Source organism: Chitinophaga caseinilytica, from assembly GCF_038396765.1.
In the GTDB taxonomy this organism is placed as follows: domain Bacteria; phylum Bacteroidota; class Bacteroidia; order Chitinophagales; family Chitinophagaceae; genus Chitinophaga; species Chitinophaga caseinilytica.
On the sequence record NZ_CP150096.1, the window covers coordinates 4,648,565 to 4,662,181 of the forward strand.

Genomic DNA, 13,617 nt, shown 5'->3' on the forward strand with positions numbered 1-13,617 from the left:
GTTGCATCCCGTTGGGCCACGGGCGCCATGCCCGGTAATTTGCATTGAAAAGCAACGGAAATGAAAACCATTCGTCTTTTGGCCCTGGCGGGGCTTTTAGCTCACTATAACGCATCCGCGCAGCAGATTATTGGCCGCGTCACGGATAAAACCGGCCGCGGACTGGAAGGCGCCAGCGTCGTGCTCGCCGGAACGGCGGACGGCGCCACGGCCGACAGCCTCGGCCGGTTCCGGTTCGCCACTTCAGCGCCCGCGCCTTACCGGTTGACGGCCAGCTACATCGGCTACAAACCCGCCACCGTGGAAGCCACCCCGGGAGTAGATATCCGCATCACCCTGGCCATCGACCCCGCGTCCCTGCAACCCGTCGTGATTTCCGCCGGCTCCTTTTCCGCCGGCGATAAAAACAAAGGGGCCGTCATGACCGCCATGGATGTGGTTTCCGTGGCCGGCAACGGCGGCGATGTGGCCAATGCCGCGCGCACCCTGCCCGGCGCGCAGCAGATCGGGGAAAGGGAAGGGCTCTTCGTGCGGGGAGGCGCCGGTAACGAAACGCGCCAGTTCGTAGACGGAACGCTCGTGCCCTCGCCGTATTTCGCGGCGATGCCGGGGCTGCCGCAGTTCAACCGCATTTCGTCGCCTTTCCTGTTCGACGGTATCATTTTCAGCACGGGCGGTTATTCCGCCGCTTATGGCCAGGGGCTCAGCGGCGCGCTCATCCTCGAAACGCAGGATCTGCCGGACAAATCGTCGGCCGTGATCGGGATATCGCCCATGGTGGCGGTGGCCGGGGTGCAAAAACTGGCGAAAAACGGGAAAAGCAGCCTGGGGCTCAGCACCAGGTTCATGTCCTGGCAATACTACGCCAAAGCCGTTCCCCAAAATCCGGAATATGCCAAAGGTCCGGCGTACTCCGTCACGGAAGCGAATTTCCGCGCCAGAACGGGGAAGACGGGCATGCTGAAAATCTACGCCAACTTCGGTTTCCATCAATCGGAACTGTACCGGGATGATGTAGACAGCGCCGCGCTGCTAAACCGTTTCGCGTCCACCGACCGGAACATCTACCTCAACGTGAGCCACCGGAGCCGCCCGGGAGAACACTGGCGCCTGGACCTGGGGGGATCGCTGAATTACAACAGCGCGGATATCAGCCGGGGCGTAACGGGGCAGGATAAAACCCAGGTTCATCCGGAAGGTGCGGCATTCGAAGGCAAAACCGCCGATTACCGCAGCCGGGAACGATCGCTGCAGGGAAAGGCCGTGATCACCCGTTACCTCGGCGGCGGACATTTATTGCTGGCAGGTTCGGAAGTGCAGATCGGGGAGATGGATGAAATATATGCTGCATTCGCGGAAGGAGAGTGGCGGCTGCATCATGCCGTGGCCCTGCGGACCGGTGCGCGATGGGAATACAGCCGGCTTTCCGGCCGGGGAGACCTCGCACCCCGCCTGAGCCTCGCGGTGCGGACGGGCGCCCATTCCCAGCTGAACGCGGCCTGGGGCATGTACTTCCAGCAGGCGGAAAGGCGCTGGCGGATGGAAGCGCCCATCCTCCCGCAAGCCAAAGCCACCCATTACATCCTCAATTACACGCGGAAGGAAAATGGAAGGCTCTTCCGGGCGGAAGCATTCTACAAAAAATACGACCGCCTCCTCAAAACAACGCCTGATATAAATATGAACGGTTCCGGCTACGCGAACGGACTGGAAATGTTCTGGCGGGATAAAAAATCCGTCCGCAATTTCGATTACTGGGTCAGCTACAGCTACCTCCACACCCGCCGCGATCATCTCAATTTCCCCATGCCGCTGCAACCCGATTTCGCTGCGCCGCATACTTTGTCGGTAGTCACCAAACGGACTTTCGAAAAACTCAGCACCAACGTGAACCTGTCGTGGTCCCTGGCGGCGGGGAGGCCTTACTACGACTTCGCGCCGGGAGGCGCCATCCGCCAGCAAGGCACCACCAGGGGATACAACGTCGTCAACTTCGGATTGGCGCATATGCTGTCCCTCTTCCCGAAATGGAAGCAGAAAGACTTCACCGTAATTGCATGTGGCGTTAACAACCTGCTGGGGACCAGGCAGGTATTTGGGTACACGTTCAGTTACGACGGCACCAACAGATCGCCGATAACCTTACCGGCTACACGAAATTACTTCATCGGGATCTTCATGAGCCTGGGCATCGACCGGACGGAAGATTACCTCAACGAAAATTTGTAACAAAATCCATAACATGAAAAAGATCACCACCATCGTCATTGCCCTGTTTGTAGTGTTTGCTGCCAGTGCGCAGAGCCCGCAGCTGGAGGGCGCCGTGTCCAAATTGAATTCCGCCCGCACCGCGGCAGATTTCCAGGACCTGGCCAACACTTTCCAACGGCTGGCTTCGGCCGACGCCAAATCCTGGCTGCCGCCGTATTACGCAGCCGTCGCCAACATGAAACTGGCTTTCCTGCAGAAAGAAAAAGCCATGGCACTGAGCGCCCTTGCGGAAGAGCAGATCGCCAAAGCGGAGGCGCTCGTTCCGGCAGGCAACGCCAAAGAAATGTCCGAAATCTACACCGTGAAAAGCTTCATCGAACGCAGCAAGGTGGAAGCCGATCCCATGACGAACGGCCGCAAATTCGGGCCCATCGCTGGAAAATACCTCGCGCAGGCGCGGAAGCTGGACCCGCAGAACCCGCGGGCCCTGTATCTCGACGGCCACATCAAATTCCACACACCCGCGCTTTGGGGCGGCGACAAGGATAAAGCGAAAGCCCTTTTCACCGAAGCCCTCCGCCATTTCAACGAACCGCCGGCATCGGCCACCGCGCCGCAGTGGGGAAAAACCGAATGCCAGCAAATGTTACAGTAGCCCACCGGGAGGAAGGCCCCGCCTTCCTCCCTTAAAACCGACATCATGAAAGCATCTACCGAACGCAAAATCATCCGATGGGTACATATCCTGTTCAGCATTCCCATCATCGGGTTCATCTACGGCCCGGTCGCGGAACTGCCGTATGCCGCCAACGCGGTCAGGTTCCTTTTCTTCCCCGTGATCGTTCTTTCCGGATTATGGCTATGGAAAGGCCAATGGATTAAAAAACACTTGTTAAATTAGCCGAAAGATGAAAGCATTCCTCCGAAAATACGCCGTCCGAATCGCGGTTACCTTCATGTTCATCGTCATCGCCTGGACGATCCGCCAAGGCATCGTGCCCGACATGACCATCGGCAGGCACCTGCTGACGAGTATCCCGGTGATCATCGTCACACAGTTCATCTGGACGGTACTTTCTGGCGTCCATAAGCTGCTTGATAAGGTTTTTCCTTTCACGAAAAGCGACGCCGGGCGGATTTTCCTTCAAATCGTGCTGGGAACGATATTGATTTACGTGATCCGGAGCATCGTGTTCTCGGTCATCCATTCCTGCTTCAAGATTGAGATAGACCAGCTCACATCCGCCATGATCGCCACCGTCAATAACTTCGTATCCATTACGATCAACCTCGCCCTGATCGGTCAATATTATACGAACCGCTGGCGCGAAGGGATCGTGAAGGAGGAAAGGCTCGTCAGGGAAAAGATGCAATGGCAGTTCCTTCACCTCAAAAACCAGGTAGACCCGCATTTCCTGTTCAACGCATTCACTTCGCTGGATAGCCTCGTCCATTCCAACCCCGACCTGGCGTCGCAGTTCATCCGCCATCTTTCCAAAGTGTACCGCTACGCATTGCAGAACCGCGACAAGGACATGGTAAGCCTGCAGACGGAAATGGAGATGCTCCATCACTACATCGCTTTACAGAAAATTCGATTCGGCACCGCGCTGGTGGTTGATATTGAGCTGGATGCGTCGCTGATGGACAGGCGCATCGCGGCGGTGACGCTGCAGATGCTCATGGACAACGCCATCAAGCACAACGAAATACATGCCGACCACCCACTACGCATACGCATATACGAACATGAAGATTACATCATCGTTTCGAATAACAAACAGGTCCGCAAGCAGTTGGCGGCTTCAGATAAACAAGGCCTTGAACAACTGAAACAGTTATATTCGTTCCTGTCTGCCAGGCCGGTGCGGGTGGAAGATGGGGTTGCGGAATTCACGGTGGCATTGCCGCTATCTTAAAATTGGAACATGCGAATTTTGATACTGGAAGACGAGCCCCTCGTGGCCGCGCATCTCATCAAACAGGTACGGGACCTGGAACCGGAATGGCAGATCATCGGCCCGGTGGCCAGCCTGCGCGAAGCGGAGCTCCTCCTGCAGGCAGGCCCCGATCTCGTATTGGCAGACATCCAGCTGTCTGACGGCATCAGCCTCGACCTGTTCCATCACCTCCAACCGGCCGTTCCCGTCATTTTCACGACGGCTTACGATCAATACGCCATCCGCGCGTTCAAGATCAACAGTATCGATTATCTCCTCAAACCCATTGACCCCGAAGAGCTTGCGGCCGCCTTCCGGAAATATGCTTTATTGCGCGATAAATATGCCAGTCCCCAGTTCATGGGCGAACTGATGCAGTTCGTCCGCCACCAGCAGCAGAAGCAGCTTTTCAAGGAATCGTTCACCGTTCATTCCGGCAAAAGCGTTTATGTGTTCCCGTTAGCCGAGATCGCGGGGTTCTCCAAAAACGAAGTGATCTATCTCCATCATGCCGACGGCCGCAACTGGATCACCGATTACCGCTCGCTCGACGAGATCGAGGAGTTGCTCGATCCGCAGCAGTGCTATCGCGCCAGCCGCCAGTTCATCGTCAACCGCGCATGGCTCGCTGGTTACAAGACCGATGACACGAGCCGGCTCACATTACACTTCAAGGCCGGGAAATGGCCGCCGGTAACGGTGAGCAAAGATAAAGCCGCCGCGTTCCGTACCTGGTTCGGGTGACGGAAACCGGAAAAGCGCGATGCTTCCTTCCAATAAAAATTCAATGGGAAAACTGTAATTCGCTGAGCCCGCGGTAAAGCCCTTCCGACTTCCGCATGAGCTCTTCATGCGTCCCGGATTCCACCACGCCGCCTTTGTCGAGCACGAGGATCATATCGGCGCGGCGGACGGTGCTGAGGCGATGGGCGATCACGATAGAGGTGCGGCCTTCCATGAGTTTGTCCAGCGCTTCCTGCACGAGTTTCTCCGACTCGGAATCGAGGGCGGAGGTGGCTTCGTCGAGGATGAGGATGCGCGGATTGCGGAGTACGGCCCGTGCAATGGCGATGCGTTGCCGCTGCCCGCCCGACAGCTGGATGCCCCGTTCGCCCACGATGGTATCGAGGCCTTCGGGGAACTGGCGGATGAATTCCCAGGCGTTGGCCTGTCGCGCCGCTTCCACGATCGCTTCTTCGGAGGCGGTGGTATCACCGTAAGCGATGTTTTCGCGGATGGTGCCGCCGAACAGGAACACGTCTTGCGGCACCACGGCCATCTGGGAGCGGAGGAGCGAAAGGTCGTATTCGCGGGTGTCCTGGCCGTCGATATAGATGTGCCCGACCGCGGGGTCGTAAAACCGCAGCAGGAGGTTGACGATGGTGGATTTGCCGGCGCCGCTGGGCCCCACGAGGGCCACCTGCCAGCCGGGCTCGGCGTGAAAGCTCACGTCGCGCAGCACGGGAAGGTCTTTGCGGGAAGGATATTGGAAACCTACATGCTGGAACCGGATTTCGCCGTTGAAATGCGGGCGGCGGGCAGCAGGAGGGAGGAGCTGGATTTTCTCTTCGGGCTCGTCGAGGATTTCGAGGAGGTGCTCCGACGCACCGAGGGCACGTTGGATGCGGGTAAAGATCTCGGCCAAACCGGAAATCGATCCACCGATAAAACCGGAATACAGCACGAAGGAGAACAGGTCGCCCACGGCAAAACCATCGCCGATCATCAGCACGCCTTTCCAGATCACGGCTACCATGGCGCCGAAGAGCCCGAAAATGAGGAACGACACGAACATCCCCTGGTACGTGCCGGACTTGATGCCGGTTTTCACCACTTCATCCGTTTTCGCTTTATACCGGCCGGTCTCGAAAAATTCGTTCGCAAAGGCTTTCACGTTAAAAATCCCCTGCAAGGTTTCTTCCACGATGGTATTGGATTCCGCGATCTGGGCCTGCACCTGTTTGCTGAACCGGCGGATGAACTTCCCGAATACCACGGCCAGAATACAAATGGCGGGAACGATGGCCAGCATGAAAAGGGTCAGTTGCCAGCTCGTGTATGCCAGCAGCGCGATGCCGCCGATGATGACGATCACCTGCCGGAGGAATTCCGCCAAGGTGGTGGTAAATAAATCCTGCAACTGCGAAATATCGGAGGAGATACGGCTGTTCAGTTCGCCCACGCGCCTTTCCGAAAAGAATTTCATGGGCAGGCGGATGAGGTGGGAATAGGTGGCCTGGCGGAGCGCCGCCACGGTTTTTTCGGTAACTGAAACGAAGATGCGGATACGGAAAAAGGAAAAGATGGATTGAAGCGCCAGCACGGCCACGAGCATCAGCCCGATGCGGTTGATATGCAAATGGAGCTCCCCGGCCTGGCCCACGTTGATCAGATCGCCCAGGAGCTTCGGGAAAGCCAGGCTGGTAGCGCTGGACAGCATGAGCATGACCAGCCCTCCCGCGAATTGCCAGCGGTAGGGTTTGGCGTATTGATATAGCCGGGATGCCCGGCGAATACCTTCAAATGAAAATTTTGCGCGCTTTTGCTGTTCCTCCATACAATGAAATTAACGATTCCTGATGGAGAAGACGGGCGGGACAGGGAAATATTGTAGGGACGGAAGAATTTATTCCTTTGTGATATTTATTGATTATCAGGCAGTTCTTACTCTCATCGACCGCATTTTTCCTTCCAGCACCGCCGCCGCGATGGCCAATCCGGCCAGCAGGAGGTCTGCCGCCAGGGTGTTCCAGCCGTCGCGCAGGCTGCGGGGGAGGATGAACGTGAAGCACATCATGGCGAAGGAACCATACAGCCCGGCCTGTTTCGTCCGGGCGAGGGCGAGCAGCAGCACGAGCGCAGCCTGGGTGAAGGGGACCGTCAGCACCAGTTCGTCGGCGAACATCCGCCAGGCGTCGTACCGGCTTAGCCGCATATGGAAAAGCCCCGGCGCCAGGAACCCGGTTACAGCCGAATAGGCCAGCCGAACGGCGAGCAGGCCGGTGGCGATGTCTATGTAAAGTTGGCGAAGCACCAGGCTCCGCAATCGGTTGGCAGCCGGGAAATGGATACCGGCTTCGGAATATTTGCGCATACAGTTAGCGAATATCGCTGGGTGGAATTTTATTCATCAAAAGCTGACAAGCATGTCTAATATAATGAAATCTGCCGTCAAGATACGACAGTGTCTGCATTCAACCATCATTACTCGAATTCCCGGAAGCCCTTATGCTGGGCGAGCGCCAGCATTTCGCGGTCGCCGCTGCTGTCGCCATAGGCATAAACGGCCTGGTACGGCGTGAGTTTCACGGCTTCGCGGATGCGGCAAACCTTTTCGTCGCCATTGCAGTTTTTCCCGACGAGCGCGCCCGTCAACCGCCCATTTACAACTTCCAGCCGCGATCCCAGCACGGGCACCCCGGCTTTCTCAGCCCAGGGCTGCACCCAGTTTTCCGCGGAAGCCGTCACGATAAAAACGGTATGGCCTTCTGAAATATGCCAGGCAATGGCGTTCACCGCCCGCGGGCGCAGCAACGCCGGCAACCGCTCCTTGCAAAAAGCGCTGCACTTTTCCTGGAATTCGGCCAGGGGCGTGCCTTTGAAATAAAACTTCAGCACAATTTCCTTCATCCGCTGGTTACCGATCACTTTCAATTTGAAGAGTACCAGCAGGGGCGACAGCAGGGCCATGCCGGCATACAGCGCCAGCGCTCCCTTCTGGAAACGGATAATTTCGAAAAGGGTGTCTTTCCGTGTAATGGTACCATCGAAATCGAAAAATGCGATCGCCTGCTTCACAGTTTCTTCTTTTTGAAAATGGGCTCGGGAACGTTTTTGATGATCATCATGATATATCGCCAGAACCACTTCGTGTACAATACGTTTTTCTTCCTTTCCGCTGCTTTGAAAATATCTTTCGCCACTTCGTCGGGCTGCGCCGTGAGCAAGGCCGGGAGCGCCAGGTGCTCCGTCATCTGCGTAGCCACGAACCCCGGTTCCACGGTCATCACATGCACACCGGAATGCCAGAGGCGGTTGCGCAGGCCGGAAAGATACGTCGTAAAGCCTGCTTTGGCACTGCCGTAGAGATAATTGCTCATCCGCCCGCGGTCTCCCGCAACGGAACTGATCCCTATGATCGTGCCTTTCCCTCTTGCGGCCATGTCTTCGGCCACCACATTGAGGATAGAAACGGCGCCGGTAAAGTTGGTATGGAGGATGCGGGAAGCTTCCTGCCAGTTTTCCTGGCCTTTTTCCTGCGACCCGAGGTAGCCGAACACGCAAAGCACCACATCCGGCGGCGCGGGGAGGGTGCGGTAAAAACCGGCGTGGGAGGCGAAGTCGAGCGCGTCGAAAGCATGCACGGTGGCGGCGATGCGGTGGCGGATGCGCAAATCCTGCTCCAGGGGGCGCAACTGTTCGGGGTTCCGGCCGGCCAACTGGAGGGTAAAACCTGCGGCGGCGTAGCGGCGGGCGAGGGCAACTGCTATATCTGACCCGGCGCCCAGGATTAATACGGTAGGCATATTGTTCGGTCGGGTTTTATCCACCCGTTTGTTTATGCGAATTGAAAATTGAGTCGGTCGGATTGGGCAGACCGGAATTTACCGGCGGGGTTCCAGGTTTTGACGATTTCCCGGAACCGCTCCGCATTGGGGTAGCTGTCCCAGAACACGCGCTCCTGCATCCTGGCGTCTTTCGTCAGGTACAGCCGGCCGCCGTACTGCAGCACCAGCGCATCCAGCTCGTCGAGGAACGGGAAAAGGCCATTGCGCACGGGGAAATCGAGCGCCAGCGTATAGCCTTCCATGGGGAAGGAGATCAGATCGTCCTGCTTCCCGAAAGTTTTCAGTACGGCCAGGAAAGAGCCCCAGCCTTTTTCGCTGATCTTTTGCAGAATGGCCACCAGCCCGTCTTTCTTATCCATCGGCAACACGAACTGGTATTGCACGAACCCGTCTTTCCCGTAACCGCGGTTCCAGTGCAGGATCGCGTCCAGCGGGTAGAAGAAAGGCTCGTACGGCACGGTGTTTTCGATGACGCGTCTGGTATTTTTCGCGTAGTAAAGCGCGTTGAAAAGTTTGACGGTGAAGTTGTTCAGCACGAAGCCCGGCAGGTTGAAAGGCACGGTGAGCTTCATTTTGCGGGGCAGCTCCAAAGGTGCTTTCGCCGCTTTGGCAGCTACCTGGTCTTTGGTGGCATGCTCGCCAACGATGAGGATGCTCCGGCCGAAGGAATCGCCCTTTTGCAGGCAATCGATCCAGGCCATGGAGTAAGTATAATGTTTATGTTCTTCGAAAAGCTGCAACACTTCGTCGAGGTTCTTCGCCTTGATCTGCTTCTGACGGATATACGCCGTTTCGATCTTCTTCAGTGTGAACCTTACTGTTGTTATGATGCCGGTAAGCCCCATCCCGCCGCAGGTGGCCCAGAAAAGATCGGGCTCCGTTTCGGGCGAACATTCCGTCAAACCCTTACCCGTCAACACTTTCATGGAAACGATATGGTTGCTGAAGGAACCTTCGGAATGGTGGTTCTTGCCATGCACGTCAGACGCCACGGCGCCGCCGATGGTAATGAATTTGGTCCCCGGCGTAACGGGCAGGAACCAGCCGCGGGGAACGATGATGTCGAGGATCTGGTCGAGCGTAAGGCCCGACTGGCATTCGAACACGCCGTTTTCTTCGTCGAACGCCAGCACTTTGTCGTACCGCAGGGTGGAAACGCTATGCTCACCGAGCGACGCATCGCCGTAGCAGCGCCCGTTTCCTCTGGCGATCACGCGGTCGTGGGTGTTTACATACTGCAACAGCTGTTCCTCCATGGAGAAGGAGACCTCTTCACAGTTCAATACGGGATAATTGCCCCAATTCGAGATGTTTTTTCGCATTATTCAAAAAAACTTTTATTCGTCGGTAAATAAATGATCACATAAAAGCTTAGAATCCACAGGAGAATGGTTAATTGAATAAAGCGGTCTTTGTATAGGATTTTGGTGGGAGAACCGGTGTCGTTGTCGACGTAGGTTATTTGCAAATATCGTAATAATCCGGCAATAACAAAAATACTGGTATAGTAGAGGCGGTAGGTTTTGAAGTGGGCCATGGTTTCGGGGCTCATCGTATACATGAGATAAGCCACGATGATCACGGCGGAAACGACCGCCAGCGAGGCGTTGAGGAAATCGAGGTTATAGCCTTTGGACGCTTTGCGGAGGTCTTTGCCCGACTGGAGCTTGTGCAGCACATCGTCTCTCCGTTTGGCGAACGCCATGAACACGGCGAGGAGGAACACCATGATATTCAACCATTCCGAAATGGCTACGTCTGCCGCCACACCGCCTGCTTTCACGCGCAGCACGAACCCGGAAGCGAGGATGAGGATGTCGAGGATGGACACGTTTTTCAACCCGAAGGAATACCCCAGGTTGAGCACGAAATAAATCCCCAGTACGAACATGAACTTGTAACTGATAAGCGCCGCCAGCCCGAAGCCCGCGAGCACCACGAACACGAACATCGCCAGCCCGGCCGTGGGGGAGACGGCGCCGGAAGCGAGCGGACGGCTTTTTTCACCGGGTGCGCCCTGTCTGCCTCGATATCCATATAATCGTTGATCACATAAATACTGCTGGCCACGAGCGAAAAACTGGCGAACGCCAAAGCCAGCATCTCCAGTTTATCCATCGAAAATATTTCGCCTGCAAAGAAGGAGGGAATAAAAAGGAAAAGGTTCTTGGCCCAGTGTTTCGGGCGGAGTAGTTTTAAGTATTGCACGGGATTACACAATTAAACAAGCCGCAAAATACAATGTTTATCAGGAATTGTCGCTAGATTTGCTACCTTAAATTTACATTACGTAGTTTTACTTTTACCCAGAAACACTCCCCCAACATGTCGAATCCCTTCCTGACACCGCGCCGGGCCATGATACTGGAATGCCTGTTAATCGTTGGACTGGCCTGCGTTCCGCTTTTCGCGACATTTCCTTACCGGGTCAATATTTTCCTGTCCTGGGAAGGTGCGTACCGCATGTCGGAAGGCCAAATGCCTTACCGTGATTTCGGGATGCCGTTGGGGTATGGGTACTGGATCGTTCCGGCGCTGTTTTTCAAACTGTTCGGGCCGCAGCTGATCTCGCTGGTAAAGGCGCAGGTATTCCTCAATATCGTGGGCGGACTGAGTTTCCGGTACATTTTGCAGCAGATGCGTGTGTCCCCGGGCGTGAGGCTGCTGTCGGTCATCGTGTTCGTCCTGTCTTATTCTTTCGTTAATTTCTGGCCCTGGTACAATAATACCGTGATCATTTACCAGCTCGTGGGACTGGCGTTCTTGTTCCGCGGCCTGGGAAGCGGGCGCTGGAAATGGCCGGCGATCTTCCTGGCGGGGGCTTTCACGTTCCTGAGCTTCTTCACCAAGCAAGACGGTGGCGGGCTGGCACTCTTGCTGGCCCTGGCGCTCCTGGGCTACCATAGCCTCAATGCCCGACGCTGGCAGGAGCTGGCCGCGTTCCTGGGGAGCTACGTCCTGGTAGCCTGCATTTTCATCATTCCCGCCGCGCAATACGGGTTCGGGTACTGGTTCAACCACGGGCAGCCGCCGCATTCGTCGCGGTTGGCGCTGATGGATTTCATTGATGTTTTTCTCATGGAATCGCAATGGATCAAATTCTATTTCGCCCTGATCGTGATCCTCATGTTCCCGGCGATAAAGAACATCCGCTCGCTCTGGCAAAACCGCGAGCTCATGCTGTTCCTCCTGCTGACGGTGGGCATCCTCGTGGAAGCCACACTCTTCCAGGTAACCAGCTATACCCCGCCCGACAATAACATCTTCTTCCACGGATTCGCTATCGCGTTCATCTTCAGCCGCATATACGACATTTCGGCCATCCGCTTCGAAAACCTGAAGCCTTTCCTGCTCACCGCCATGGCCATTCTGCTCTGGTGGTCGGCGTCCTATTATAAATACATCCAGCGCATCCTCAGCCAGTTGAGCCACACCGAAGAAGTGGCCGCCGTTCCCGGCGGAGAGAACGTCGTGAACCGCCATAACTTCATGGTGAACCTCGATACCACGGATGTACCCACCGGCAAATGGACCTTCTCGTCGCTCCCCGAATTCCGGAAAATCTACATGCCGCCGTCTACCGTAGCGGGTATCGACCGCGTGATGGCGCTGCCGGAAGTAAAAAAAGGGAAAGACGCCAAAGTGCTGAACCTCACCGAGCTCACCCCGCTCGACCACGCCATCGGCTATACGCAGGAAACCGGCCCGGAAGTGCCGCTGTGGCACCACCTGGGCGTGGCTATGTTCAACAAACAACTGGCCGCTTATACGGAAAGGGTGCGCAACAAACATTACGACCTCATTTTGTACGAATACGCGCCCACGCTCAACAACTTCTTCCCCTGGGCACTGCGCAACGAGCTGCAGCAGCATTACCGCAAGATCGACTCGTTCCACGCGCCGCGCCGGCCAACGAACGCCTACATCGAAGTATTTGTAAGGTGATGGAGGAAGCGTAGCTTTGCGTGCCGGCGCTTGCCTGCCTGAAAACCATGCAACAACGTTCCAATCGTTCCAAACTCATATTGGCGCTAAGCCTCGTCTATGTTTTATGGGGCTCCACGTACCTCGGCGTGAAAATCGCCACGGAAGTGCTGCCGCCATTCCTGCTGTCCGTTCTCCGGTTCATCCTCGCCGGCGGGCTCATGATGGGGATCGGTTTTACCGTGGAAAAGCAACGGTCCACCCGCCTTCAATGGAAAAACGCGGCGATCATCGGGGTGCTGCTCATCGGGATCGGGAATAGTTCCGTCGCGTTTGCCCTGGCCTATATGCCTTCGAGCCTCGTGGCGCTGTTCATCGCGGCGCTGCCGGCGTGGTTCATCGGGCTCGACTGGTTGTTTTTCAGCAAGAAACGGCCGTCCAACCTCACTTTATGGGGGCTTGTCCTCGGTTTTGCCGGGCTTTTCTTCATTTTCGACCCTTTTTACCTCCTCCATCCCGATAACGTGGTGAGGAATTACCCGCTTTGGCCCATCGCCGTGCTCACGGCGGGCTCCATCGCCTGGGCGTACGGATCGCTGCTAAGCCCCCGGCTGGATACGCCGCCGCAGTTGACATCGTCTGCCATCCAGATGCTGTCTGGCGTGTTAGTGACGGCTCTGATGAGCGTGGTGCTGGAGCAGGGGCAATGGCATTCGGTGGGGGAGATGACTTCGCGGACCTGGTTGGCCATCGGTTACCTGGTGGTTTTTGGCTCGCTGGTGGGCTATACGGCTTTCAGCTGGCTGGTGAACAACGCGCCACCGCAGGTTTCGGCGACCTATGCCTATGTAAACCCTGTGGTAGCGGTGATCCTGGGCTGGGTGTTCCTGAAAGAAACCCTCGCCCCGCATGCCATGTTCGGCTCGGCGGTCGTAATTGCAGGAGTGGTGCTGATGACGTTGCGGAAGAAATAA

13 protein-coding genes are annotated in these 13,617 nt (G+C 56.4%); 7 read left to right on the plus strand and 6 right to left on the minus strand.

Annotated features, from left to right (window positions below; translation table 11 throughout):
- Window positions 1-60: 60 nt before the first annotated feature.
- Genes WJU22_RS19125 through WJU22_RS19145 form a run of 5 tightly spaced genes read left to right on the plus strand, consistent with a single transcriptional unit; the run spans window position 61 to window position 4,895 of the window.
- Window positions 61-2,229, plus strand: a complete 2,169-nt coding sequence (locus WJU22_RS19125) for a TonB-dependent receptor (protein WP_341839770.1) — start codon at window positions 61-63, stop codon at window positions 2,227-2,229.
- A gap of 13 nt (window positions 2,230-2,242) precedes the next feature.
- Entirely contained in the window at window positions 2,243-2,866 is a 624-nt protein-coding gene (locus tag WJU22_RS19130; protein ID WP_341839771.1) for a hypothetical protein, read from the plus strand.
- Between the two features lie 45 nt (window positions 2,867-2,911).
- Window positions 2,912-3,112, plus strand: a complete 201-nt coding sequence (locus tag WJU22_RS19135) for a hypothetical protein (protein ID WP_341839772.1) — start codon at window positions 2,912-2,914, stop codon at window positions 3,110-3,112.
- Between the two features lie 7 nt (window positions 3,113-3,119).
- Window positions 3,120-4,130: a sensor histidine kinase gene (locus WJU22_RS19140; RefSeq protein WP_341839773.1), complete on the plus strand. Its 1,011-nt coding sequence runs from the start codon at window positions 3,120-3,122 to the stop codon at window positions 4,128-4,130.
- A 9-nt stretch (window positions 4,131-4,139) separates the two neighbouring features.
- The gene (locus WJU22_RS19145) at window positions 4,140-4,895 is read left to right on the plus strand and encodes a LytTR family DNA-binding domain-containing protein (RefSeq protein WP_341839774.1); all 756 of its coding nucleotides are present in this window, start codon (window positions 4,140-4,142) and stop codon (window positions 4,893-4,895) included.
- Between the two features lie 40 nt (window positions 4,896-4,935).
- On the opposite strand, the gene WJU22_RS19150 is transcribed toward WJU22_RS19145, so the two are convergent.
- The 6 genes from WJU22_RS19150 to WJU22_RS19175 all read right to left on the minus strand — a co-directional run bounded on the left by WJU22_RS19150 (window position 4,936) and on the right by WJU22_RS19175 (window position 10,670).
- Window positions 4,936-6,708 (minus strand): ABC transporter ATP-binding protein, encoded by a 1,773-nt coding sequence (locus WJU22_RS19150; protein WP_341839775.1) that lies wholly within the window; start codon window positions 6,706-6,708, stop codon window positions 4,936-4,938.
- Between the two features lie 96 nt (window positions 6,709-6,804).
- Entirely contained in the window at window positions 6,805-7,245 is a 441-nt protein-coding gene (locus WJU22_RS19155) for a MauE/DoxX family redox-associated membrane protein (RefSeq protein ID WP_341839776.1), read from the minus strand.
- A gap of 110 nt (window positions 7,246-7,355) precedes the next feature.
- Window positions 7,356-7,949: an HAD family hydrolase gene (locus WJU22_RS19160; protein WP_341839777.1), complete on the minus strand. Its 594-nt coding sequence runs from the start codon at window positions 7,947-7,949 to the stop codon at window positions 7,356-7,358.
- Window positions 7,946-8,677, minus strand: coding sequence for an SDR family oxidoreductase (locus tag WJU22_RS19165; protein ID WP_341839778.1), 732 nt, complete (start codon window positions 8,675-8,677; stop codon window positions 7,946-7,948). Before WJU22_RS19165 ends, WJU22_RS19160 begins: the two co-directional genes overlap by 4 nt.
- A gap of 32 nt (window positions 8,678-8,709) precedes the next feature.
- Entirely contained in the window at window positions 8,710-10,041 is a 1,332-nt protein-coding gene (locus WJU22_RS19170; protein WP_341839779.1) for an FAD-binding oxidoreductase, read from the minus strand.
- A complete protein-coding gene (locus WJU22_RS19175; protein WP_341839780.1) occupies window positions 10,041-10,670 on the minus strand; it encodes a UbiA prenyltransferase family protein in 630 nt (209 codons plus the stop codon). Before WJU22_RS19175 ends, WJU22_RS19170 begins: the two co-directional genes overlap by 1 nt.
- A 374-nt stretch (window positions 10,671-11,044) precedes the next feature.
- Between WJU22_RS19175 and WJU22_RS19180 the strand changes: the two genes are divergently transcribed.
- Window positions 11,045-12,664: a hypothetical protein gene (locus tag WJU22_RS19180; protein ID WP_341839781.1), complete on the plus strand. Its 1,620-nt coding sequence runs from the start codon at window positions 11,045-11,047 to the stop codon at window positions 12,662-12,664.
- Between the two features lie 47 nt (window positions 12,665-12,711).
- The gene (locus tag WJU22_RS19185) at window positions 12,712-13,617 is read left to right on the plus strand and encodes an EamA family transporter (protein WP_341839782.1); all 906 of its coding nucleotides are present in this window, start codon (window positions 12,712-12,714) and stop codon (window positions 13,615-13,617) included.

What these genes read in the sequence shown, in the direction of transcription:
- WJU22_RS19125 (WP_341839770.1), top strand. Translation starts at nt 61, where the DNA reads ATGAAAACCATTCGTCTTTTGGCCCTGGCGGGGCTTTTAGCTCACTAT.
- WJU22_RS19130 (WP_341839771.1), top strand. Translation starts at nt 2,243, where the DNA reads ATGAAAAAGATCACCACCATCGTCATTGCCCTGTTTGTAGTGTTTGCT.
- WJU22_RS19135 (WP_341839772.1), top strand. Translation starts at nt 2,912, where the DNA reads ATGAAAGCATCTACCGAACGCAAAATCATCCGATGGGTACATATCCTG.
- WJU22_RS19140 (WP_341839773.1), top strand. Translation starts at nt 3,120, where the DNA reads ATGAAAGCATTCCTCCGAAAATACGCCGTCCGAATCGCGGTTACCTTC.
- WJU22_RS19145 (WP_341839774.1), top strand. Translation starts at nt 4,140, where the DNA reads ATGCGAATTTTGATACTGGAAGACGAGCCCCTCGTGGCCGCGCATCTC.
- WJU22_RS19150 (WP_341839775.1), bottom strand. Translation starts at nt 6,708, where the DNA reads ATGGAGGAACAGCAAAAGCGCGCAAAATTTTCATTTGAAGGTATTCGC.
- WJU22_RS19155 (WP_341839776.1), bottom strand. Translation starts at nt 7,245, where the DNA reads ATGCGCAAATATTCCGAAGCCGGTATCCATTTCCCGGCTGCCAACCGA.
- WJU22_RS19165 (WP_341839778.1), bottom strand. Translation starts at nt 8,677, where the DNA reads ATGCCTACCGTATTAATCCTGGGCGCCGGGTCAGATATAGCAGTTGCC.
- WJU22_RS19170 (WP_341839779.1), bottom strand. Translation starts at nt 10,041, where the DNA reads ATGCGAAAAAACATCTCGAATTGGGGCAATTATCCCGTATTGAACTGT.
- WJU22_RS19175 (WP_341839780.1), bottom strand. Translation starts at nt 10,670, where the DNA reads ATGTTCGTGTTCGTGGTGCTCGCGGGCTTCGGGCTGGCGGCGCTTATC.
- WJU22_RS19180 (WP_341839781.1), top strand. Translation starts at nt 11,045, where the DNA reads ATGTCGAATCCCTTCCTGACACCGCGCCGGGCCATGATACTGGAATGC.
- WJU22_RS19185 (WP_341839782.1), top strand. Translation starts at nt 12,712, where the DNA reads ATGCAACAACGTTCCAATCGTTCCAAACTCATATTGGCGCTAAGCCTC.